20 protein-coding genes are annotated in these 23,680 nt (G+C 67.4%); 7 read left to right on the top strand and 13 right to left on the bottom strand.

Going from position 1 to position 23,680, the window contains the following annotated elements; genetic code table 11:
- Positions 1-98: 98 nt before the first annotated feature.
- Positions 99-890, top strand: a complete 792-nt coding sequence (locus tag L1O03_RS09870) for a DUF1542 domain-containing protein (RefSeq protein ID WP_236119764.1) — start codon at positions 99-101, stop codon at positions 888-890.
- 2 nt (positions 891-892) lie between these two features.
- Here the strand turns inward: L1O03_RS09870 and L1O03_RS09865 are convergent, their stop codons facing one another.
- The 11 genes from L1O03_RS09865 to L1O03_RS09815 all read right to left on the bottom strand — a co-directional run bounded on the left by L1O03_RS09865 (position 893) and on the right by L1O03_RS09815 (position 12,105).
- Positions 893-1,372 (bottom strand): ribose-5-phosphate isomerase, encoded by a 480-nt coding sequence (locus tag L1O03_RS09865; protein WP_236119610.1) that lies wholly within the window; start codon positions 1,370-1,372, stop codon positions 893-895.
- A 59-nt stretch (positions 1,373-1,431) separates the two neighbouring features.
- Entirely contained in the window at positions 1,432-2,049 is a 618-nt protein-coding gene (locus tag L1O03_RS09860; protein ID WP_236119609.1) for a mycothiol-dependent nitroreductase Rv2466c family protein, read from the bottom strand.
- 46 nt (positions 2,050-2,095) lie between these two features.
- Positions 2,096-3,211 carry an ABC transporter ATP-binding protein gene (locus L1O03_RS09855; RefSeq protein WP_236119608.1) on the bottom strand — a complete coding sequence of 372 codons (1,116 nt, stop codon included), beginning with the start codon at positions 3,209-3,211 and terminating at the stop codon, positions 2,096-2,098.
- Positions 3,193-4,023 carry an ABC transporter permease gene (locus L1O03_RS09850; protein ID WP_236119607.1) on the bottom strand — a complete coding sequence of 277 codons (831 nt, stop codon included), beginning with the start codon at positions 4,021-4,023 and terminating at the stop codon, positions 3,193-3,195. The genes L1O03_RS09855 and L1O03_RS09850 overlap by 19 nt, the downstream gene beginning before the upstream one ends.
- On the bottom strand, positions 4,008-4,901 hold the full coding sequence (locus tag L1O03_RS09845) for an ABC transporter permease (RefSeq protein ID WP_236119606.1): 894 nt from the start codon (positions 4,899-4,901) through the stop codon (positions 4,008-4,010). The genes L1O03_RS09850 and L1O03_RS09845 overlap by 16 nt, the downstream gene beginning before the upstream one ends.
- Positions 4,902-6,050, bottom strand: coding sequence for an ABC transporter substrate-binding protein (locus L1O03_RS09840; RefSeq protein WP_236119605.1), 1,149 nt, complete (start codon positions 6,048-6,050; stop codon positions 4,902-4,904).
- 125 nt (positions 6,051-6,175) lie between these two features.
- A complete protein-coding gene (locus L1O03_RS09835; RefSeq protein WP_236119604.1) occupies positions 6,176-6,958 on the bottom strand; it encodes a GntR family transcriptional regulator in 783 nt (260 codons plus the stop codon).
- A gap of 45 nt (positions 6,959-7,003) precedes the next feature.
- Positions 7,004-8,593, bottom strand: coding sequence for a dipeptide ABC transporter ATP-binding protein (locus tag L1O03_RS09830; protein ID WP_236119603.1), 1,590 nt, complete (start codon positions 8,591-8,593; stop codon positions 7,004-7,006).
- A 1-nt stretch (position 8,594) separates the two neighbouring features.
- Positions 8,595-9,398, bottom strand: coding sequence for an ABC transporter permease (locus tag L1O03_RS09825; RefSeq protein WP_236119602.1), 804 nt, complete (start codon positions 9,396-9,398; stop codon positions 8,595-8,597).
- Positions 9,395-10,330: an ABC transporter permease gene (locus L1O03_RS09820; protein WP_236119762.1), complete on the bottom strand. Its 936-nt coding sequence runs from the start codon at positions 10,328-10,330 to the stop codon at positions 9,395-9,397. The genes L1O03_RS09825 and L1O03_RS09820 overlap by 4 nt, the downstream gene beginning before the upstream one ends.
- 71 nt (positions 10,331-10,401) lie before the next feature.
- Entirely contained in the window at positions 10,402-12,105 is a 1,704-nt protein-coding gene (locus L1O03_RS09815) for a TIGR04028 family ABC transporter substrate-binding protein (protein ID WP_236119601.1), read from the bottom strand.
- Positions 12,106-12,231: 126 nt separating this feature from the next.
- On the opposite strand from L1O03_RS09815, the gene L1O03_RS09810 reads away from it, so the two are divergent.
- Complete coding sequence (locus L1O03_RS09810; RefSeq protein WP_236119600.1) at positions 12,232-14,319, top strand: FAD/NAD(P)-binding protein; 2,088 nt, start codon at positions 12,232-12,234, stop codon at positions 14,317-14,319.
- Positions 14,320-14,428: 109 nt separating this feature from the next.
- On the opposite strand, the gene L1O03_RS09805 is transcribed toward L1O03_RS09810, so the two are convergent.
- Positions 14,429-15,973, bottom strand: coding sequence for an alanine/glycine:cation symporter family protein (locus L1O03_RS09805; protein ID WP_236119599.1), 1,545 nt, complete (start codon positions 15,971-15,973; stop codon positions 14,429-14,431).
- A 165-nt stretch (positions 15,974-16,138) separates the two neighbouring features.
- Between L1O03_RS09805 and L1O03_RS09800 the strand changes: the two genes are divergently transcribed.
- The 4 genes from L1O03_RS09800 to amaB all read left to right on the top strand — a co-directional run bounded on the left by L1O03_RS09800 (position 16,139) and on the right by amaB (position 21,214).
- Positions 16,139-16,840, top strand: coding sequence for a GntR family transcriptional regulator (locus L1O03_RS09800; RefSeq protein WP_236119598.1), 702 nt, complete (start codon positions 16,139-16,141; stop codon positions 16,838-16,840).
- A 146-nt stretch (positions 16,841-16,986) separates the two neighbouring features.
- Positions 16,987-18,225: an NAD(P)/FAD-dependent oxidoreductase gene (locus L1O03_RS09795; RefSeq protein WP_236119597.1), complete on the top strand. Its 1,239-nt coding sequence runs from the start codon at positions 16,987-16,989 to the stop codon at positions 18,223-18,225.
- A 10-nt stretch (positions 18,226-18,235) separates the two neighbouring features.
- Complete coding sequence (gene hglS / locus L1O03_RS09790) at positions 18,236-19,669, top strand: 2-oxoadipate dioxygenase/decarboxylase (RefSeq protein WP_236119596.1); 1,434 nt, start codon at positions 18,236-18,238, stop codon at positions 19,667-19,669.
- A gap of 27 nt (positions 19,670-19,696) precedes the next feature.
- Complete coding sequence (gene amaB / locus L1O03_RS09785) at positions 19,697-21,214, top strand: L-piperidine-6-carboxylate dehydrogenase (RefSeq protein ID WP_236119595.1); 1,518 nt, start codon at positions 19,697-19,699, stop codon at positions 21,212-21,214.
- Between the two features lie 82 nt (positions 21,215-21,296).
- Here amaB and L1O03_RS09780 read toward each other — a convergent pair whose 3' ends face one another.
- Complete coding sequence (locus L1O03_RS09780; RefSeq protein ID WP_236119594.1) at positions 21,297-22,532, bottom strand: cystathionine gamma-synthase; 1,236 nt, start codon at positions 22,530-22,532, stop codon at positions 21,297-21,299.
- 131 nt (positions 22,533-22,663) lie between these two features.
- On the opposite strand from L1O03_RS09780, the gene L1O03_RS09775 reads away from it, so the two are divergent.
- Positions 22,664-23,665 carry a mechanosensitive ion channel family protein gene (locus L1O03_RS09775; protein ID WP_236119593.1) on the top strand — a complete coding sequence of 334 codons (1,002 nt, stop codon included), beginning with the start codon at positions 22,664-22,666 and terminating at the stop codon, positions 23,663-23,665.
- The last annotated feature ends 15 nt before the right edge of the window (positions 23,666-23,680 follow it).

The raw sequence follows: 23,680 nt of genomic DNA, 5'->3' as shown, positions 1-23,680 counted from the left end.
ACCTCGGACACGGGAACTTTCGCTCCTCCCCGAGCGTTGGACCGAATGGACACTGTAGCCAGGCGCCCCGCGTGGCGCTCTCGGAGGAGGAAAAGTCGTTGATAGCCCTGCTGTTGGTCGCACTCGTCGTCATTGGCCTGGTGCTCGCCTTAAGAAGGACAACGAAGGCATCAACCCAGCGCGAGGAGCAATCCCTCGATGACGCGATGGCCGACGCCCGCCGCTGGACCGAGCGGCTGGGCTCCCAGGTCCTCACGATGTCCGGCACGGATGCCGCCTCCACCCAGGCCATCGCCGACGCCTCCGAGCGCCTCACGGCCGCGCAGTCCCAGCTGGCCAGCGCCCAGTCCGTCCGCCAGGCGGAGTTGGCCCGCGAGTCGGCGCTCGAGGGGCTCTATTACATGAATGCCGCCCGGGAAATCATGGAGATGCCCGCCGGCCCCGAGCTCCCGCCGCTCGAGGGCCAGAAGAAGGCCGGCCGCGTCACCGAGACCCGCACCATCACCCACGAGGGCCAATCCATCACCGCCTCCCCGGAGCCCTCGGCGGAGACCCCGAACTACTACCCCGGCGGCACCGTGGCCGGCCGCCCCGTCCCCGCCGGCTGGTACTCACAGCCCTGGTGGGCCAGCGCGCTGAGCACGGGCTTGTGGACCGCCGGGTCCATGATGCTCTTTTCCTCTCTCTTCTCCGGCATGCCCGGCACGGGCTATAGCGCCGGTTATGAGGATGGCCTGGCCGCCACCGGCGGAATGGACGGCATGGGGGACGCAGACGCCGCCGCCGATGCCGGCGACATGGGGGACATGGGCGGCTTCGACGACGGCGGCGGATTCTTCGATGGGGGTCTCTTCGACGGAGACTTCGGGGACTTCGACTTCGACCTGTAGTCCTAGCCCTCGGCGCCCGGGACCTCGGGGGCAATCCCGGTGCGCTCGTACTCCGAGAGGATGTCGATGCGGCGCTGGTGGCGCTCCTCCTCGCTACACGCCTGGTCCAGGAAGGCGTCAACGATCTTCAGCGCCTCCTCCGGGGAGTGCATGCGCCCGCCGATGCCGATGAGCTGGGCGTTATTGTGCTCGCGGGCCAGGCGCGCGGTCTCCTCCGACCAGGCGAGGGCGCAGCGCGCCCCCTTCACCTTGTTCGCCGCGATCTGCTCCCCGTTCCCCGAACCGCCGAGCACAATCCCCAGCGAGCCCGGGTCATTCACCGTGCGGCTTGCCGCCTCGATGCAGTAGGCCGGGTAATCGTCGAGGGCATCGTACTGGTGGGCCCCGCAATCAATGACCTCGTGCCCCTGGCCAGCCAGGTGCTCCTTGATGAGGTTCTTCGTCTCGAATCCAGCGTGATCAGCTCCAAGATAAATGCGCATGGCTAGAAGTGTAGCCGCTGTCACGCTGGCTCGCCGCCGCGTCGAGCCCGGGCGCTCCCCTAACTCTGCGCTTCCGGGCGCACCTGCGGCTGCTCGGTGCGGGAGCGCTTGAGTTCAAAGAAATAGGGGAAGCTCGCGAGCTCCGCCGCGGCATCGAAGAGCCGCCCGGCGTCCTCCCCGGTGGGGACCCGCGTGATGACCGGACCGAAGAAGGCCGTGCCGTCCACCTCGATGACGGGGGTGCCCACCTCATCCCCCACCGCGTCCATGGCGCTTCGGTGGTAGGCGCGGAGGGTGTCGTCGATGGGGCCGCCCGTCGCGAACTCGGCATAGGAGGCATCCAGCCCCGCGGAGTCCAGAACCTGGCCGATCACGGCGTCAAAGTCCCGCTGCCCGTCCCGGTGGATGGCGGTGCCGAAGGCGGTGTACAGGGCGTCGAGCTTCTCGGGTTCCTTGCTGGCAACAGCCGCGCACACCCGCGCCGGCGCCCAGGCCAGCGTCATCTTGGCCTTGTAGTCCTCGGGGAGGCTTTCGCGGCCCTCGTTGAGGACGGAGAGGGACATGGGCACCCACTCGATGCTGATGTCCCGGACCTTCTCCACCTCCTTGATCCATCGCGAGGTCAGCCACGCGAAGGGGCAGGTGACGTCGAACCAGAAACGCACGGGGGTAGGCATTGTGCTCCTTTCGTTGGGTGGCCACCACCCTAGCAAGGCCCCGCGGCTAGCGGGCCGGCTTCACCGCCCCGGGGGTGGGCGCGGAGGGCTCGGTGGCGGGGATGTCGGCATCGCCGAGGTCGTCGACGACGGCATCCTCGCGCAAAACGCGCACGTCCACAGCCATGCCCGGGTGGAAGCGCTGGGCGTCGCGGGTGAGCATGTCCACGCGGAGGTCGCTGCGGCTCAGCGTATCGGTGACGATGACGGAGCTCACCAGCCCGCGCGGCCGCGTGGTGACCACCTGGTAGCGCGAGCGGAGGGCGGGCAGGAGCTCGAGGTCCTCCGGGCGCACGAGGGCCACCGCCGCCGGACGTCGCGCCGCCGGGTTCTCCCCATTGACGATGCGCAGCGGCGTCCCCGCCACGCGGATGCACCCCTCGGCAACCGGCCCGGGAATGCGGTTCACCGAGCCCACGAAGTGGGAGATGAAGGGGGTGGTCGGGTGGTGGTAGATGTCGTGCGGCGAGCCGATCTGCTCGAGGCGCCCGTCCTTCATCACCCCGATGACGTCCGCCATGAGGATGGCCTCCTCCTGGTCATGGGTGACGAGCAGCGTGGAGATCCCCTCCGAGAGCTGGATGCGCCGGATCTCCTCGCGCAGCTGGGTGCGCACCTGGGCGTCGAGGGCAGAAAGCGGCTCGTCGAGGAGCAGCACCTCCGGCTCGATGGCCAGCGCCCGCGCGAGCGCCACCCGCTGCTGCTGCCCGCCGGACAGCCTGCCTGGCAGGGAGTCCCGATGCTCCGCCAGGCCCACGAGTTCGAGGAGCTCCTCGGCGCGGCGGCGTCGCTCCGCGGCCGCCACCCGTCGAATCTTCAAACCATAGGCAACATTCTCGACGGCGCTCATGTGCGGGAAGAGCGAGTAGGCCTGAAAAACGATGCCCATGTTGCGCTGGCGCGGCGGCACCTCGGCGATGGATTCCCCATCGATGAGGACTTCCCCCGCGTCGGGGCTCTCGAGCCCGGCGAGCACCTTGAGCGTGGTGGACTTGCCGCAGCCCGAGGGGCCCAGAAGGGCCACGAGTTCCGCCTCCCCGATGGTGAGGGAGAGGTGATCGAGGACCGTGCGATCCCCGTAGTTCTTGATGATGTTCTTGAGCTCTACGCAGCGGTTGACCATGAGTTCTTCCTTGTAGACATCGAGGAGAGGAGGGCGAGGAGCGCCCAGGTGAGCAGCGTGACGAGGAAGGACACCGCCGCCACCCCCTTGGGGCTTAGCGAGGACACATCGACGAGGAACACGGGGAACGTGTAGTGAAGGAGCAGGGAGGCCATCGCAAACTCTGACAGGCACAGCGCGATGCACAGGAGGGAGGCGGAGACCATCGCGAGCCGCAGGTTCGGCAGCACGATGGTGACGAGGATCCGCCCGGGGCTCGCCCCGAGCGAGCTCGCCGCCGCGTAGAGGGTCCGCAGGTCCATCGAGCGAACGCCAGCGACAATCGCCCGATAGCACAGCGGCATCGCCGTCACCATGTAGAGCGGCACGAGCGACCAGATCGACGCGAGGAAGCCCGGAGCCACCGCCCGATACAGCTGGGAGGCCCCGTTGACCAGCGCCACCGCGGGCACGACGAGCGGCAGGACGGAGAGCGCCTCGGCGATCGGCGCGAGCCGGGGCGCCCGCAACTCCAGCCAGATGATGGAGGGGACGAGGAGTAGGAGCATTCCGGCCGTCGTCGCCACAGTGAGAAAGACCGTATTCCCCACGGCCTCCCCCACGCGCGGATTGCTCAGCGCCTCGAGCAGGGGGCCCAGGCTGAGCGCCTCGCCCGGACGGCTGAAGCCATAGGCGGCGGCCGCGAGCCACGGCGCGAAGAAGAACACGAGGGACACCACGAGCACCGCCGGCGGCACCCAGGAGGCGCGGGCTGGGCGGTTCGTCGTGGGGAGCCGACGCAGGCTCGGCGGGGAATCTAGCTGGATAGCCATTGCTCACTCTTTCTCGTGAGGAGGACACGCACGCCCACCGCGGCGATGATGATGAGCATCATCCACGTGACGAGCGCGGCGGCAAGACCCGGGTTGAAGAGCACATTCCCGGAGATGAAGAAGCCAATGACGATGGAGACGAGGTTGAGCGTCCCGCCCGCCAGCGCATAGGCCGTGGCATAGGCTGCGAAGGCGTTCGCGAAGAGCAGCAGCATGGCGCCGAGCAGCGGATGCCAGAGGATCGGGATCACGATGTCTCGCAGGTAGTGGGCGCGCGTGGCGCCGAGCGTGATCGCCGCGTCCCGCCACGCCGGGCGGACGGCACGCATGGCGGGCATCATGAGGACCGCCATGAGCGGCACCTGGAAGTAGAGGTAGACCACGCTCACCCCCACCGTGCCCGTGATGGGGAATCGCTCCATGAGGCCCGGCGCGAGGACGTCGATCACCCCCGTGAGCACGCCCTGCGTCCCTAAGAGCGCGATGAAGGCATACGCCAGGGTGATGCCGCCCGACTGGGAGGCCATCGCGGCGAAACTGCTGGTCACACCGTGTAACCAGCGGGGGCGGCGGGTGGCGACGAGCGCCCACGCGAGCACCATTCCCAGCACCCCGCCGATGAGCGAGGTGGCCACGGAGATCTCCATGGTCTGCAGGAAAGCCGAGCGATAGGTGGGGCCGAGCGCCTCGGCCATCGTCTCCAGCGTGAAGCGGCCGCGCGGATCCTGGAAGGCGCGCAGCGTGTTCGCCACGATGGGGAGAATAAGGAACGCCGCCATGAAGAGGAAGAAGGGCAGCGCCCCGAGGGCCCCGCTCCACGCCGCGCGGCGACGCTGGCGGGAGCCGCGGGCAGCGCGCTGCGGCGTCGACGTACTCATCTAGATCACCACCTCCCGGCCCCAGCGCGTGGCGATGGCCACGTTGGCGGCATCCCCCTGCGCCGGGGTGGGCAGGGTGACCTGCTCGAGGATCGAGGGCTCCGGCAGCTTCGCGAGGGCCTCCTCGCTGAGGGCTCCGGCCGCCACAAGCTCGGTGAAGCGGGCGGGGATCGCCCCGCCGAGGGCGTAGTGCTCCGCCCCCTCGTCGGAGGTCAGCCAGTCCACCCACAGGCGGGCCGCGTTGGGCTGCGGTGAGCCGATGGTGATGGGCTGCGCATAGTAGTTGCCGAAGACGCCGTCGTCGAGGACGACGTACTCGAAGTCGATGCCATCGCGGCGAAGCTGCTCCTCGCGGCCCAGCCAGTTGTAATTCCAATCGAAGATCGCGGCTGCCTGGCCGGTGGACATGGCCTGGCCGGCGTCGGCGACAGAGACGAGGTTACCGCGGTGGGCGAGCTCCGCGAAGTACTCGATGCCCGGGCCGGCATTCTCGACGGAGCCGCCGCGGGCCGTCGCCGCCGCGCAGACCGTCGCAATGGAGGCCGCACCCTTGCGCGGATCCCCGGGCATGGCGACTTTCCCGCGGTACTCAGGACGCAGCAGGTCCTCGAAGCGGTGCGGGACGGGGCAGGCCGCGCGGTTAATCCCCACCGAGATGACCCCGTAGTAGGCGCCCACCCAGAGCCCGTCCGGGTCCTTGAGGTTCTCGGGGATGGCGTCGAAGTTGCTCGGCTTGTAGGACTCGATGAGCCCCTGCTCGATGGCGGCAGAGGTGAAGGAGTAGCCGACGTCGAGGACATCCGGCTGGGTGGATTGGCCCTGGAGGTTGAGGACGGCCTGGAGTTCCTCCGCGGAGTGCGCGTCGGGGGAATCCACGTGGACCTTCACCCCGTACTTCTTCTCGAAGTCACGGAAGTGGCCGCGGTAGTTGGCCCACGTTTCGGGGTAGCCCATGAGGCGGACGGTGCCCTCCTTCTGGGCGCGGGCGATGATCTCATCGAGGCTGCCGCCGATCGCCGAGGGGTCCGTCTCCCCGTGGGCGGCGCCGCAGGCGCTCAGCGCAGGCCCGGCGAGCATCGCGCCGGCCCCCACCCCGAGGAGGCGGAGAACAGAGCGGCGATCATGAGTCCGCGGGGTAGTCCACACCACACTCACCTTTCTCCGGGATTATTGTGACCCGGACTACGGTGTCATGGTGCGGTAATGGGGATCTGGCCCCGATGTAAACGCGACGCTAATTCAACGCAAAATGCCCGAGAAGAATCCTTAAAACATCAACCCCCCCCCCCGCGGTTTTTATCGTTTTTCACCTCCAGGGTGAGGATCTCCGAGCGCAGGGCAATACTCATGCAATACACGCACTGACCTGCGGAGTCATAGCCCAGGCGGGTGACGCGGAGGAGCGGGAGATTGGGTGGTACGCCCAGCAGATCGCGCTCGGTATCGGTGGCGGCGCCGATACTGATGGTGTCCTCGGTGGAGGAGGTGGAGTCCTCCAGCAACCGGCCGATGGATTCCTCCACCGCATCCTCGCTGAGCGTGGGCTCATGGTCTACCCGGCAGTGCGTGCGCAGCACCGCGGCGGACATGTCGTTGAACACGAGCTCCTGGCATACATAGTGAACATATTCAGGGTCGCCGAGGGTGTCCGCGATCTCCACGGTGGGCGCCTCGATGCGGTTCACCCAGGGGGTGATCCGCACGTTGTATCCCTGACGACGCAACACCTCCGCGTTCTCCCCCAAGCGCAAGAGGTTGACGCTCGGGGGTTCGGCGCGGACAAAGGTGCCGCCGTGGCGCCCACGGCGTCGGTCAATGAGCCCTTCGAGCTGCAACAAGTCCAGGGCGTGGCGCACCGTCATGCGCGCCACCTGGTACTGCTCGACGAGGTCTCGCTCGGCGGGAAGACGCTGCCCCGGCTTCACCCGGTGGGCGCGGATGTCACTGCGAATGGCATCGGCGATGGTCACGTACGCGGCCTTCGGGTGCTGCCCAAAGCCCGGGGGCTCGGTGCTCAGCCCGTACTCGTTCACGACATTATGGTCATCCCTATGCACCTGATTAGTGTATCAATTATTCACACCTAATAATGTGCTAGACCATTACAACCCCAGGTTGAGTGCCCCTTCTCGGTAGTGACGGCCGGGTATCGCGTCGAGAAGGCGGCGCGTGTACTCCGTCGCAGGGCGCTCGAAGACGTCCTCCACCCGGCCCTGCTCCACCTGCGTGCCGCGCTGGAGGACAGAGACCGTGTCCGCGATCTGCCGCACCACCGCCAGGTCGTGGGAGATGAAGATGTAGGTGAGCCCCAGCTCCTTTTGGAGGTGCTCGAGGAGCTCGAGGATCTGCGCCTGCACCGTCACGTCCAGGGCGGAGACCGCCTCATCGAAGAGGACGAGCTCCGGGCGCACGATGAGCGCCCGCGCGATCGCCACCCGCTGCTTCTGCCCGCCCGAGAGCTCCCGCGGCCGGCGCTCCGCCAGCTCCGGATCGAGCGCGACGAGATCCAAGGCCTCCGCCACCCGGCGCTGGATCTCCGCCCGGCTAAGGCGTGGGCCGCCGCCTGACCGTCGGCGCGCAGAGCGCAGGGGCTCCGCGATGCTGCGGCCGACGCTCCACCGCGGGTCCAAGGAGGCCGCCGGATTCTGGTACACGAGCTGCACATCGGAGGTCTCCACCGAGATCCTCCCGGCGCTCGGGGTGAGCAGGCCCGCGATGGCTCGGCCCGTCGTCGTCTTCCCGGAGCCCGACTCCCCCACGAGGGCGTGCGTGCTCCCCCGCTGCACCTGGAAGTCGACGCCGTGTACCACCTCCGTGTCCCCATAGCTCTTGCGGAAGCCCTCGACGCTCACCAGCGGATCGTCCGTGCCCACCGCGGGGCGCGTGCGCGGGCGGCTGAGGGAGGGGGCATCGGCGAGCAGCCGCCGGGAATAGGCGTCCCGGGGATCGGAGAGCACCGTGGCCGCAAGCCCGGATTCGCGCACCTCACCGCGGTGCATGACGACGACGTGGTCGGCGCGGTCGCCCGCCACGGCGAGGTCATGGGTGATGAGCACGATGCCCATGTCCTCCCGCATCTCATCGAGCAGGTCAAGGATGACTTTTTGCACCGTGACATCGAGCGCCGAGGTGGGCTCGTCGGCAATGATGAGATCCGGCTCGAGCGCGAGCGCCGCCGCGATGAGCACGCGCTGCCTCATGCCGCCGCTCAGCTCGTGGGGGTATTGGCGGGCCCGGCGCGCGGGGTCGTCGATGCCCACACGGTCGAGGAGCTCGATGACCCGCTCCTCCCGCGCGCGCGAGCCGCGGCTGCCGAATCCGTGGATGGCGAGCCCCTCGGCCACCGACTCCCCGATGGTGCGCACCGGGTTAAGCGAATTCCCCGGGTCCTGGGGGATGAGGCCGACGCGCCGCCCGCGCACCGCGCGCCACTCGCGTTCGCTGAGCTCGGAGACGTCCCGGCCGGCGAGCATCACGCTCCCCGAGACCTGGGCATTGTCCGGGAGGAGACCGATGGCCGCCTGGGCCGTCGTCGACTTCCCACTGCCGGACTCCCCCACGATCGCGGTCATCTGCCCGCGCTCCACCTCCAGGCTGACGCCGCGCACCGCGTGGACGAGCCCGCGCGGGGTGTGATAGTTGACGGTGAGGTCCTCGATGGCCAGAAGCGGCGCCTCATGAGCGCTGTGCATCTTAGGCCTCCTTCCTGAGAGAACGGGACAGATGATTGGTGGCCAGCACCACGACGACGATGACCAGGCCCGGCAACACCGTGAGCCACCAGGAGGTCGCGATGTAGTCGCGGGCATCGGCGATGATGAGCCCCCACTCGGGGGTCGGTGGCGGCGCGCCATAGCCCAGGAAGCCGAGGGTGGCCAGCTGGAGGATGGCGGAGCCGCACTGCATCGCGGCGAGCGCGATGACCGGGGTGCGCGAGTTCGGCAGGATGTGCTGCCAGAGCACGCTGGCCGTCGAGGCGCCGCTGGCATAGGCGGCCTCCACGAAGTCGGCGTCCTTGACGGTGAGCACCTGGGAGCGGGCGAGGCGGGTGAACGTCGCCACCGAGGTCACCCCCACCGCGATCGCCGCGTTGGTCGTCCCGAAACCCAAGATGATGATGACCGAAAGGCTGAGCAGCAGCGCCGGGATGGAGAGCAGCACGTCCACCACCCGCATGATGAGCGCCTCCGCCTTCGTCGTCCCCGCGATCACGCCAAGAACCGTGCCCACCACGAGGCCGATCCCCACCGCAATCGCCGCGCCGAGCAGCGACTCCCGGGTGCCATACACCACGCGGGAGAAGACGTCGCGGCCGACGGCGTCGGTACCAAACCAGTTCTCCCCCGAGGGCGGCAGCAGCGGCTCGAAGGTCCCCGAGATCGGGTCCTGGCCGGTGAAAAGCTGGGGCGCCACGGCCGCGAGCAGCGCCAGGAGCAGCACCACCACCGAGGCCACGACCCCCGGGGAGCGCAGGAGCGAGAAACGTTGCTGGATCATGAGTGAGCCTTTCGACGCAGCCGCGGATCCAGCACCGGGTAGAGCAGATCCACGAGGAGGTTGATGATCACGTACGCCGTCGCCGCGAGGAGCACGACGGCCAGGAGCACCGGGGTGTCCCGGTTTGCCACCGCCTCGACGGTGAGCTGCCCCACGCCCTGGCGGCCGAAGACCGCCTCCGTGACAACAGCCCCGCCCACGAGCTCCCCGAAGAGCAGGCCGGCCATGGTCAGGGCGGGGAGCAGGGCGTTGCGGAGGATCGCCCGGGTGAGCAGCCACCAGCGCGACGCTCCCCGCGAGCGGCTCACCGTGACGAAGGGCTGGGCCCCGATCTCCTCGATGGAGCGCAGCAGCACCTGCGCCAGCGGCGCGGAGATCGGCAGCGCGAGGGTGAAGGAGGGCAAGATGAGCGACTGCACCGGACTGGGCTCAATGACCGGCACCCACCCCCAGGAGAAGGACACCACCTGGATGAGGATGATGCCCACCCAGAAACTCGGGAGGGAGACCATGATGCTCGGCAGGGAGTGAACCAGCGCCCGCAGCCACGCGGCCCCGGGCATCCACGCGGCCACCGCGATGAGCAGCGCGAGGATGATGGCCAGCACGAAAGAGACCACGGCGAGCGCCACCGTGCCCGGCAGGGCCTCCGCGATCATCTGGCTCACCGCCGCGCCCGTCTGCACGGAGTAGCCGAAGTTGCCGGTGAGGAAGCCACCCAGCGTGAGGAAGAACTGAACGATGAGCGGCTTATCCGCCCCGTACTCCTCCCGGATGGCGGCGACCTCCGCGTTGCTGAGCCCCAGCTCAGGGTTGGCGAAGCGCGCCATCGCAGCATCCGAGGGCAGCGCGGAGAGCAAGAGGAAGGCCAGGACATAGGTCACGACCAGCACGAGGAGGGCCTGGCCCAGCCGCTTGAGCAGAACCGGCACGGGGCGGCGGCCCGCGCGGGGCGATGCACCGGGCGTTGCCGCGCCGGGGGTTTGAGCTGTGGTGTCGATACTCACTGCGCGTCTCCGATCTTCACGTCATAGAAGGTGGGTCGGCCGATGGACTCTGTGTGGAAGCCCTGCACATTCGGGCGCACGCCGTAGACGACGGGCTCCTCGAAGAGCGGTAGGACATAGGCCTGCTCGGTGAGGTAGTCCTGCACCTCGCCGGAGTAGCGGTCGCGGGCGGCCTCGCTGGGCGCGGAGGCGACCTTCTCCACGAGCTCCTGGAGGTGCGGATCCGTGGGCCCGACGTCCGCCGGATCCAGCCCCGTCGAGGGATCCACCTTCTCGACGTCCTCCTCGCTGTTGAGGAACGTGTTGCGCTCATCGGTGCCGTATTGGGATTTGATGACGTCGTGATCCGCCCGGCCCACCATGGTGTGCCGAATCTGAATTTTGCCGAGGTCCGTCGAGTCCGTATTCTGCGTGGTCTGATCCCCTGGGTTGAGGGAAATCTCCACACCCACCCGGCGCAGCTGCTCCTGCACCTTGGTGATGACCTCCTTGGAGCGCGGCTGGGGCACGGCCTCGTTGACCGTGAAGCTCAGCCGGTGCCCGTCCTTCACCCGGATGCCGTCGGGACCGGGGCGCCAGCCGGCAGCATCGAGGAGACGGCGGGATTCCTCCTGGTCATAGGGGTAGGGCGGCTGCTCCTTGTAGCCGCGGGCCGTGCGCGCGAGCGCCGATGTGGCCAGCGGGTAGGACTCGGAGAAGAGCGTACGCATGATCTCCTCGCGGTCCACCGCCTTCATGAGCGCCTGGCGCACCCGGATGTCCTGCAGCAGCGGGTGGCGGAAGCGGAAGGCCAGCTGGTTGGTGACCCCGTTGGTGCCGTGGGCGACGATGCTGATCCCCCGCTCCTTCAGGTGCTTCTCCTCCGGGGCCTCCACTTGGCGGGCAATATCGCCCTGCCCGGCGATGAGCCCACCAATGCGCACCGACTGCTCCCCCGCCAGGACGTACGTAATGCGGTCCAGGTAAGCGCGCCCCTGGTGCTTGCTCACCGGCGGGGCCCAGTCATAGTCCTCCCGCGCGCGCAGGACGAGCGTCTTGCCCATCTTCTCCTCCGCGACGACGAAAGGTCCACTCCCAATCACTGACGACGCCCGCCCCGGCGCGAAATCCTCATCGGTGCCCTCCAGCGAGGAGTTCGCCAGGAGCCCGGCGTTATAGCTGCTCATGGCCTGCGGGAATCCGGGCGCCGGCTGGGAGAAGTGGAAGCGGACCGTGAGCGGGTCCAGGACCTCCCCGCCCTTGTAGTTCGAGATCTGCTCCGAGCTCGTGAGCCTCCGCGAGGAGTCCCCCTTGGCGTAGAGGTCGATGTTGCGCAGGACGTTCTCCGCGTCCAGCGGGGTGCCGTCCGAGTACGTCACCCCCGGGCGCAGGTGGAAAGTGAAGGAGGTGGCGTCGTCGTTGACCTCGGGGAGGTCGCGGGCGATCCACGGGTGGAGCTCCAGGGTGTCGGGATCCTGCCAGAGGAGCCGGTCCGTGATGTTGTTGACGACGGCGCCGTTGGGGTAGAAGCCGGCGCTTGGGGGATAGAGGGTTTTGAAGAAGAGGGGCTCGAGGTAGGTGAGCTCCTGGGCGGGGGCGCCCGACGCGGTGTCCGATTGTTCCGCCTTGCCCTGGCCGAAGGCGCACGCGCTGAGGAGTCCCATCGTCATCACGAGGCTCAGAAGTGTGGCGAGGGTGGCGCGAAATGACGGGCGTGCCATGCGGTCTCCTTCGGTTCGAGGGGGATGGTGAATACTGGTTTAGTCACCGTAACAGACCGAGTTGTTTTTTCCTAATAGACCGGCCTGTCTTTTTAGCCGGCGGGGCGTGAGCTAGACTGAGACACCATGACTACGCAGCACTCTTCGATCGCGATTATTGGCCTTGGTCCGCGCGGCGTGTGCCTCGTCGAGAGGCTTGCCCAGTGGAGCCGCACCGAGGCGGCCGCGGGGATAGACCGCTCGGTTCATCTCCATCTCATCGACGATGCCCCCGCGGGCGCCGGCCGCATCTGGGATCCGGAGCAAACCTCCACCCTGTGCATGAACACCCTCGCCGGCGCGGTCACCCTCTTCACCGAGCCGGACTCCGGGATCTCTGGCCCCATCCTCGAGGGACCCACCCTCTACGAGTGGATCCGGCTCCTCCGCGAGCCCGAGGCCGCCGCGGCCGATCTCCCCGCGGCGGTCGTCGAGACCTTCCGCCTCGTCGAGGTCTCCCCCGAGGTGCGCGAACGTTTCGACGAGGAGCTCGCGCGCTCTCGCCCGGAGTCCCACCCCTCCCGGGCGCTCTACGGGGCCTATATCCGCTGGTGCTTGAACGTGGCCCTCCACCTCCTCGATGATTCCGTCACCGTGCACCACCACCAGGCGCGAGCGTTGAGCATTCGCGCGGCGAGGACGGCGGGGACGGCGGGGGCCTCGGCAGGGGCGGACGCGGAGAACCCCGGCGATGGCCGCTCCCGCGATGTCATTCGCCTCTCGGATGGCACGGAGGTTGCCGCGGACGCGACGGTCATTGCGCCGGGGTGGCTGCGCCCCGCGCCCACCCCGGAGGAGGAGCGACTCGCCGAGGCCGTGGCCTCCCATCCGGGGCTGACGTGGGTGCGCCCGGACAACCCGGTGGAGCAGCCCATCGAGGAGGTCCCGGAGGAAGGTGCGGTGCTCGTGCGCGGCATGGGTATGGGCTTCTTCGACGTCATGGCGCTTCTCACCATCGACCGCGGCGGCCGCTTCATCGAGGATGACTCCGCCCGTTCGGGGCTGCGCTACGAGCTGAGTGGGCGCGAACCCCACCTGCTGGTTACCAGCCACCGCGGCTATCCCTACCTGCCGAAATCGGAGTATCACTCGCTGCCCCCGGAGGCCGCGATCCCCCGACTCCGCGCGCAGAAGAAGCGCCTCCGCCCGTTCTATCCCGGCCCCGAGGCGCCTGCCCCCTCCAGCGTCGACTTCCGCACGGAACTCTGGCCGGCCATCCTCCGCGACGCCGCCGAGGACTACTACCGCACCCTCGGCCGCACGCGGCCCGAGGCTTTCGCCGGCCCCTCCCCTGACACCGCCGTGGAGAGCATCCTCCGTCGCCTTGAGGCCGCCCCGGACGAGGGACTCCTCGACGCCCTCCCCTCCCTCGCGGAGCCGGAGGTCCCGGAGGCTTCGGACCGGTTGGATCTCCGCCCCCTCCTCACGCCCCTCCAGGGGAGCTTCGGCAGCGTGGAGGAGCTGGGCGCGCACATTGGCGAGCGCATGGCGGGCGATATCGCGGAGGCTGTGGGCGCCCGCGACTCGGCGTTGAAGTCCGCGCTGTGGTCGATCAGCGCCTCCCGGAAGCCGGCGAGCATCATCGGCGCGGAGGGGGCTTTCACCCTCGATTCCCGGCCAACGCTCTCCGCCTTCATGTCCCTGGGGCAAATGGTGGGCTCGGGCCCGCCGCTGTTTCGGACGCGCCAGCTCCTCGCTCTGTACGACGCGGGGCTGGTTACCTTCCTCGGTGCTGACCCCCAGCTGAGCCTTGGCGAAAACGGCCAGTGGGAGATCCGCACGGCAAGCCTTCCCGGCGAGGTCTTCCACTCCCCGGTGCTCGTCGATGCGTGGATGCACCGCCCGCACGTGGGCCGCCGGGACCCCGCGGATCCGCTCCTCGACTCGCTGGCCGATGAGCAGCGCATTCGCCCCTTCTCCCTGCGCGGCCCCGAGGGCACCGCGGTGGAGACGGGCTCCCCCGAGGTGGAGCGGGGGCGCCGGCTCCTCGTCCACCCGGATGGTTCGCCGGATGCCCGCGTCCACCTGGTTGGCATCCCCACCTATGCCCAGATGCCAGACACCACGATCTCCCCCATCCCGGGTTCCCAGGCGCTCATGCTGCAGGAAACCTCTGCCGCTGCGCGCAGCGTCTGGGAGATCATCGGGGGAGACGCTGTCACCGCCTCTGCGTGACCCGGCAGGGGCCGCGGTCCCGGGGAGCATTCCCGAGAGGGGCCGCGCGCCCCGGCCGCGCGTCGGACATCCGGGCGTGCGGACGGAGTCAGCTGGGGCGCATGCCGTTTTAGCTGTGCGCTCCCTCTGACACTGCCTCCGGCATGGGATCTCCCATGAGGGTGGAGCGCTCGGCCTTCGGGACGGGTTTGACCCGCCCGGCTTTGACCCCCTCGCGGTAGCCCTTGATTTCCTTGCGCAGCACTCCGCCTAGGAAGTACAGGCCCACGAGGTTGGGGATGGTGACCAGGAAGAAGAGCGCATCCGAGAAGCGCGTCACGGTCTCGAGCGAGACCGCCGCACCGACGATCACCATGATGAAGTAGAAGATGTCGTAGATTCGCTCCGCCACTTTGTTATTCCCGAACACGAAGCCCGCAGCCTTGCGCCCGTAGTAGGCGTAGCTGAGGACCGTCGAGAAACCGAAGAGAAGGATGGAGAGCGACAGCACGATCGGGAAGAAGCTGTTCACGCTAGCAAAGGCCTGGCTGGTGAGGATGATGCCATCGCTGTCCGCATTGCCGTATTGGCCGGTCACGACGATAGCCAGCGCCGTCAGCGTACAGACAATCACAGAGTCAATGAACGGCTCCCACGCTGCGACCAGGCCTTCTTCGGCCGGCTTGTGGTTCTTCGTGGCAGAGTGCGCGAATCCCGCGGTCCCCACGCCGGCGACGTTGGAGAAGCACGCTCGCTGAATACCGATGATCGCGACGCCAATGACGCCACCCGTCACACCCTCCCCGGTGAGCCCCCGGACCACGATGAGCTGAAGGGCCTCCGGCACCTGGGACACATTCACCCCGAGTATGACGAGCACCGCCACCGCATACACCACCGACATCAGGGGAACCAGGCGGCTCGTCCACGTCGCGATGGACTGCAGCCCGCCCAGCACCACGGCCGCGGCAAAGATCATGAGAATGAGTCCGACGAACCAGCCGTTGTGTCCCAGCCAGCCGTCCTCCGAGTGCGTGATGCTCACGAGGTGCATGGTGATCTGGTTGGACTGGAAGATGTTGCCCGCTCCGACTGCCGCGAACATGAAGGCGATTCCGTAGAAGTAGCCCAGGAACTTCCCAGTCTTGGGTTTACCGATACTCTTCAGTCCGTCGGTGAGGTAGTACATGGGCCCGCCGGAGATCGTCCCGTCATCATTGACCCGGCGGAACATCTGGGAGGCAGTGGCCTCCACGAGCTTGAGGGACATGCCGAGCACGCCGGCAATGATGATCCACAAGGAAGCGCCAGGACCACCGATCGAGATCGCGACGGCAACACCCGCGATGTTGCCCAGGCCGATCGTTCCCGCGAGCTCGGTGGCCATCGCTTGGAAGCTGGTGACCTCGCCGGCGTCGCGATGCCTGCTCATATGGCCGCGCACGATGCGCAGGGTCTGCATGGCGTCGCCAAGAGGCCGCACGCGCATCCATACAGTCATGATGATGCCCGCGGCAAACAGCCAGAGGACCACGAGCGGCAGCTCAGCCCCGCCGATGGGAACCGCGAAGAAGACAATGGTTTCGAGCCAATCAACGACCGGCCCGAAGACGCCTTGAATGGCGGCATCGACGCCCCCGGACTCCGCTGCCATGGTCATAAGGTGTGGGGTCATAGGAATTCTCCTCACTACTGTGACGTGGGGCATAGTCTATGTTATCGATTACTCCACCGCCACAGATTTCGGAAAAAAATTCTCCGCGAATCCGAATCGCGCTACACTCAGATCTACGAATAGGCCGTCTAGCTGCACACTTATCCCCCATCCCGAGCGGACACCATGAAGAAGAACGTCATCGACTACGCCACAGCCACGGGAGAGGACATCGTCCTCAGCCTCCCCCCAACCCACCCCCGTCCCTCTCTCAAGGAGGAGATCGAGGAGAAGATCCGACGCCAGCTGGTGAGCGGCGAGATGCGGCCCGGACACCTCTACTCGGCCAACAATATGGCCTCTCAGCTGGGCACATCCAATAGTCCGGTGCGCGAAGCCATGCTCTCACTCAGCGGTGAAGGCCTCCTCGAGCCGGTCCGCAACCGGGGTTTTCGCGTCGTCCTCATGAGCCCCGCTGATCGACAAGAGGTCTATGACCTCCGCAGGCTCATCGAGGTAGAGGCCGTGCGCCGAGTCGCCTCGCTCCGCCTGAGCAGCGAACAGGCTTCCACACTCATGAGTCTTGCCCTCGCCGCCCGAGAGCAACTCCCCGACGCCCCGGGCGGCGACCTCCTCCCCTACCTCGACGCCGACCACGATTTCCACTGCTATCTCGTCGATCTCCTGGGAAATAAGCGCTGGTCACAGATCGTTCGCACCCTACGCAACCAGTCCCGCATCAACGGGGTATACCAGCACCTCGGCGACGAGGAGAAGGACCGTCTCAGCGCCGAAGAGCACATCGCCATCGCCGATGCCGTCCGCCGCGGCGAGGCCATTCTGGCCGCCGATCTCATGGTCCGCCACCTCGACTACGCCCGCCCGTAGCCCTTCACCCAAGGCCAGCTCAGAGCACCCTCCCCCACCCCCGGCCACCCCCGCGGCGCACGTTCTTTGCACGAATCGGTGACACGGGCCACTTTTCTGTTTAGAGTAATCGATAACTGATCACTCTCCACAGAAAGGAGCCGATCATGTTCGAGCTCCCACCCAGCTGCGGAACCGCCGTATCCCTCGAGATGAGTACCGCGGAGTCGCTTCCCTCCTCCGCTGAGATCGTCATCATCGGCGGCGGCGTCATGGGCCTCAGCGCTGCCTACTATCTCACCGAGCGCGGCATCGGGCGCACCGCTCGGGGCGACTACTCCGGGATCCTCATCCTCGAACGCAACACCCTCGGCAGCGGCTCCTCTGCCAAGCCTCTCGGCGGTGTCCGCGCCAACTTCTCGGACCCGGCGAACATCGTCCTGGGCCAACGCTCCCTCGCCGTCTACGAGCAGTTTTCCGAGACCTTCGGCGTGGACATCCATCTCAACAAGGTGGGCTATCTCTTCCTCGGTCGCACCGAGGAGGAACGCGCAAGCCTCGAGCAATCCGCCCACGAGCAGCGTCTCCTCGGGATCGACGCCCGCGTCCTCTCCCCTGCCCAGGCGCAGGAGCTCAATCCCTATCTCAATCCCGACGCCCTCACCGCGGCGTGTTTTACCCCCAACGATGGCCACGCCTCCCCGGCCGCCGTCGTCGAGGGTCTGCGGCGGGCACTCGTCGCCAAGAATGTCCAGATCTGCGATCACACCGAGGTTCTCGACATCGAACGCACAGCTGCCTCCATCACTGCGGTCCTCACCAACCGCGGTGCGGTGAGGACCTCGACGGTCGTCTGTGCGGCGGGAGCCTGGAGCAAGAGCATCGGCGAGATGGCCGGGGTGGACCTCCCCGTCGAACCGACGCGCAGGATGATCGGCCTCACCCCACAGCAGGATCAGGCGCACTGCCCGCCACGTATCCCCTTCACGCTGGATCTGTCGACCACCATGTACCTCCACAACTATAGCCGCGGGCTTCTTCTGGGGATCTCCCATGCCGAGGAGCCCGGCTTCTGCCGCGAATACAGCAATGCCTGGCTTGCGGAGTTCAACGCCGCGGCCTCCATCATCGCCCCTGAACTGGAGAATCCGACGCTCGCCTCGGGCTGGGCCGGGTTCTATGAGAACACCCCAGATCACAATGCGCTCATCGGGCCCTCGCTCACGGTCCCCGGCTTCTTCTACATCGCCGGGTTCTCGGGCCACGGCTTCCTACAGGCCCCCGCCGCGGGCGAGCTCCTCGCCGACATCATCGCCGACACCACCCCCTTCATGGACCCACGCCCGTTCTCCGCCACGCGCTTCTCCGGCGTCGGTACGCCGTGGAAAGAACTCAACATCATTTAGAGGATTCACGATGACGACACCACATCTCGCACGGTGGGAACTCCGCGCCGCCTTCGCTCGGAGACTCTCCGCCATGTATGGGGAGGAAGTCCCCGCCTACACCACCCTCGTGGAGGTCTCCGAGGAGGTGAACCGAGACTTCGCCACAGCTCACCCGGACCTCGCCGAGCATCTGGGCAGCATCGCCCGCGTCACCGCGGAACGCCACGGCGCCATCCGCGTCGGCACCCCCACCGAGCTCTCCCAGGTCGCACGCATCTTCGCAGCCCTGGGCATGTATCCGGTCGGATTCTATGACCTGCGCGAGGCCGCAGCCAGCTCCGTCCCCGTCGTCTCGACGGCTTTCCGTCCCACCGACCGAGAGGAACTGGCTCGCAACCCCTTCCGGGTGTTCACGTCCATGCTGGCCGTCGACGACCCCCGCTTCTTCACCCCCGAGCTGCAGGAACGCCTTCGCGCTTTCCTCGAGCAGCGCACGCTCTTCCCGGAGGAGCTCCTCGCTCTCGCGGACCGCGCCGACGCCGAGGACGGCCTTCCCCCGGAGGACGCCGAGCGCTTCCTCGACCTCGCCACCGCCTCCTTCCAGCTCTCCGACGAGCCCGTCGAGGAAACCTGGTATCGCGAGCTCGAAGCCATCTCCGCTGTCGCCGCAGATATCGGAGGGGTCAGCAGCACACACATCAACCACCTCACACCCCGCGTCCTCGACATCGACGAGCTCTACCAGCGCATGGAGGACCGCGGCATCACCATGATCGACGAGGTCCAAGGCCCACCCGCGTGGGAAGGCCCCGACGTCCTCCTACGCCAAACATCCTTCCGCGCTCTTGACGAGCACCGCACCTTCCGCTTCCCCGACGGCTCGATCGGCCCGGGCACCCTCCGCGTCCGCTTCGGAGAAGTCGAACAGCGGGGCATCGCCCTCACCCCGCCCGGGCGCGACCTCTACGACCAGCTCATCGCTGAAACCGACCGTCGCCTCGCCGAGCACCCCAAGCGCACCCGCACCGACATCGCCCGCGAGGTCTGGCGCGAACACCTCCCTCTCACCGAAGCGGAACTCGACGCCCGGGGCCTCGGCTTCTTCACCTACCGGCCCGCAGACGACGCCACCTCCACCCCGACCGCAGGTCAGGGGGCCGTCCCGCTCTCCGCGCTCCTGCGCGACGGCGTTCTCCTCGCCGAGCCCATCGTCTACGAGGATTTCCTCCCCCGCTCAGCCGCCGGAATCTTCCAATCCAATCTCACCGGAGAAGGCACGAGGGACAACCGGCACCAAGGAACCTCCTATGATGCCGCATCCCTCTCCGCCATGATCGGCCGGCCGATCGCCGACCCCGCGGACCTCTACTCCGCCCAGCGGAGCGCCTCCCTCGAGGCGTGCGAGAAGGCACTGGGGATCGAGATTCTCGACGACTACCTCGGCACCCCGACCACCACTTAACACCTCACGCTCCCAGAAAGGACCCTCATGACCACCGCGTTGTCCACCTCCATCCGCTCCGCCCTCGACGCCTGCGGCGTTGACCTCAGCCTCCTCGACTCCGCCCAGGACCTCCAGACCCGCACGCCCATCACCGGGGAGAAGCTCTTCGGCCTCCCCGCCACCGACGCCGACGGCATCGATGAGACCATCAGCCGGGCCGAGGCCGCTTTCCGCACCTGGCGAGACGTTCCCGCCCCCGAGCGCGGTCACGTCGTCCGGCGCTGGGGTGAGCTCCTCCGCGAGCACAAGCGGGACCTCGCCGTTCTCGTCCAGTCCGACGCGGGCAAGACTATGTCCGAGGCCGAAGGCGAAGTCCAGGAGATGATTGATATCTGCGAGCTGGCCATTGGGCAATCCCGCATGCTCTACGGGCAGACGATGCCTTCCGAACGCCCCGGGCACCGGCTCATGGAAACCTGGCACCCGCTGGGCGTCGTCGGCGTCATCTCGGCATTCAACTTCCCGGTCGCGGTTTTCTCCTGGAACACGGCCCTCGCCCTTGTCTGCGGAAACACCGTCGTGTGGAAGCCCTCGGAGCTCAGCCTGCTCTCTGCGCTGGGTGCGCACGCCCTCCTCGCCCGGGCCGTCGCTGACTGTGGACAGGACGCAGACATCCACCACATCATCCTCGGGGAACGCGAGGCCGGCGAGGCCCTCGTCGACGACCCCCGTGTTGCCCTCATCTCCGCGACGGGCTCCACCCGCATGGGCCACGAGGTCGCCCCGCGGGTCGCCGCCCGATTCGGCCGCTACCTCCTCGAACTCGGCGGCAATAATGCCGCGATCGTCGCCCCCAGCGCGGACCTGGACCTCGCCCTCCGCGGGGTAGTGTTCGCTGCCGCCGGCACGGCCGGCCAGCGCTGCACCACGATGCGCCGCCTCATCATCCACGAATCCATCGCCGAGGAGTTCACCGAGAAGCTCATCGCCGCCTACCGCACCCTCCAGATCGGCGATCCCCGCGACGAGGGCGTCCTCGTCGGCCCGCTCATCCACTCCGGCGCCTACGAGGGGATGCGCTCCGCCCTGACCTCCGCGCAGGAGGAAGGGGGAACGGTTCTCTGCGGCGGCGCCCGCGTCCTCGAGGACGAGCACCCCGACGCCTACTACGTCGAACCGGCCATCGTGCGCATGCCCGGTCAGAGCGCCACCGTGAAAACAGAAACCTTCGCCCCCATCCTCTACGTGCTCACCTACCGGGACTTCGACGAGGCCCTCGCCCTCCACAACGACGTTCCCCAAGGGCTTTCCTCCGCCATCTTCACCTCCGACCAGGCAGAAGCTGAGATCTTCCTGTCCTCCCGGGGCTCGGACTGCGGAATCGCCAACGTCAACATCGGCACCTCCGGCGCAGAGATCGGCGGGGCTTTCGGCGGGGAGAAGGAAACCGGCGGCGGTCGCGAATCCGGCTCCGATGCCTGGAAGGCCTACATGCGACGGGCAACCAACACCGTGAACTACTCCGGCGAGCTGCCCCTGGCCCAGGGGGTGAAGTTCCTCTAAGCGCCCTGCCCTGCCCGGGCCCCGCCCGGCGCGCCGTGCCCCGCCCTTCCCCGCGGCGGGGCGCCGAGGCCAGCTCAGACAACTAGGCCGTCGGCAAACCCTCCACCGCCGCGGCGAGATCCGCAAGGAGGTCGGCCTCGTCCTCAATCCCCACGGAGATCCTCACCAGATCCCCGGGGATCTCCAGCTGGGAGCCCGCCGCCGACTGGTGCGTCATCGACGCCGGGTGCTCCAGCAAGGACTCCACCCCGCCCAGGGACTCCGCCAGGGAAATGAGGCGCGTCTGCGTACAGAACCGTCGAGCAGCCTCCTCCGAGTGGAAGCGCACCGACACCACCCCGCCAAAAAGCCGCATCTGCCGCGCCGCCACCTCGTGGCCCGGGTCATGCGCCAAGCCGGGATACAGCACCTCCGCGGTCTCCGGCCGGGCGTCGAGGAACTCCGCCACCGCCTGCGCGTTGGAGCAATGCCGCTCCATCCTCAGGCCCAGGGTCTTCACCCCGCGATACGTAAGGTATGCGTCAAAGGAGCCCGGCACGGCACCCACCCCACCCTGGAGGAAGAGCACCTCGTTGTCCAGCTCCTCATCATTCGTGATGACCAGGCCGCCCACCACATCCGAGTGCCCGCCCAAATACTTGGTGGTCGAATGCACCACCACGTCCGCACCCAGTTCCAACGGCCGCTGCAGATAGGGGCTGGCAAACGTGTTATCCACCACCAGCTTCGCCCCATGCGCGCGCGTCACCTCCGCAATGGCCGCGATATCGCTCACCCCGAGCAACGGGTTGGTCGGCGACTCCACCCACACCAGCGCCGTATTCTCCCGCAGCGCGCCGCGCACCGCGTCGACATCGCTCGTATCCACGATGCTGTACTCCACGCCCCACTCGCGGAACGTCGTATCAATGAGCCGGAACGTCCCCCCATAGGCGTCGGAGCCCATCACCAGATGGGAACCGGGACTCAGCACCGCGCGCAGGACGGTATCCGTCGCCGCCATCCCCGAGGAAAAAGCCCGAGAACACAACCCGCCCTCCAAAGCACCCACCACGTCCTCCAGGGCAGACACCGTCGGATTCCCACAGCGCGAGTACTCAAAACCGCCGCGGAGCTGCGCCAACCCGTCCTGCTGGAAGGTCGTCGACGCATAAATCGGAACGTTGATCGCTCCCGTCAAAGAGTCCGGCCGGTACCCAGCATGAATGCTCCGAGTATGAAAACCCACGGCCGGGCCCTGCCCCGCCTCGGAGTCATTCCTCCGGGCCCTGCGGGCCGCCGTTCCTGCATCAGCGCGACAGTCATGAGAATCAGTCATGTGTCGCAGCTTACTAGACCAAGCTGTCCACCACAACGGGACCACTCGCCCTATACCGCCAGCCCGCTCAGTGACTTCACAGTCCGGTTTTATGGTTTCTTCCGATCCGGCCACTACACTCTGCCCCTGGTATGACGAATTCACTCCAAGTAACAACCAACCACACTGTTCAATCGGTGACGTCCTGGTGGCAGAGCCCGGAGGCAAAGGACTGGCTCCTCCAGAAGCCCATCGAGATCCTCATCGGCCTCGTCATCGCGATCGTCCTCCACGTCGTCCTGCGCCGCCTCATCGACAAGGCAGCCCAGCACAACATCGACTCCAAGGGGAAGCTGCCCTCGCTCGCGCGGAAGCGCCGGGAGCGTGACTCCGAACCCTCCGCCGAGCTGCGCGCCCTGGATCGCACCCAGCTGCAGCGCCGCAAAGCGCGGATCCGCACCCTGGCGAACGTCGGGAAATCGGCCGTCGCCATCGTCGTGTGGACGTGGTTCGTGATCAACACGCTCGATGTCATCGAGATCAACATCGCCCCGCTCATCGCCTCCGCCGGTGTCGTCGGCGTGGCCCTCGGTTTCGGCGCTCAGTCCCTGGTGAAAGACTTCATCAGCGGCATCTTCATGCTCATTGAGGACCAGTATGGCGTCGGCGACACCATCGACGTTGGGGACGGCATCGTCGGCGAGGTGGAGGAAGTCTCCCTCCGTCTCACGACGATCCGCGACATCGACGGCACCCTCTGGTACGTGCGCAATGGGGAGATCATGCGCGTCGGGAACTTCTCCGATGAGTACTCCATCGCGCGCCTGCAGATTCCGGTCGGCCTCTCCAACGATCCCGAGAAGGCCTGGGAAGTCATCCAGGACTCGGTGCGCCGCTGGGTGAAGGATCCCTCCATCGCGGAGAGCATCATCGGGGAGCCGGAGATGAAGGGCGTCTCCGACTTCGAGGTCGATCACCTCTCCTACCGCATCCAGATGCGCACGCTGCCTGGCCACCAGTGGGATGTGCAGCGCTTCCTCCAGGGCAAGGTGCTCAACGACATGACCTCCGCAGGGGTGAGCACCCCCTACCCGCACGGGATTGGCGGCTGGCACCCCTCAATGAAGGAGGAGAAGGAGGGATCGGAGTCCTAGCCCCCCCCTGAGCGG

Source organism: Corynebacterium uropygiale (assembly GCF_021568315.1).
GTDB classification, from domain to species: Bacteria; Actinomycetota; Actinomycetes; order Mycobacteriales; family Mycobacteriaceae; genus Corynebacterium; species Corynebacterium uropygiale.
The sequence above is the reverse complement of the archived record's forward strand: the minus strand, read 5'-3'. Positions and strand labels throughout refer to the sequence as shown.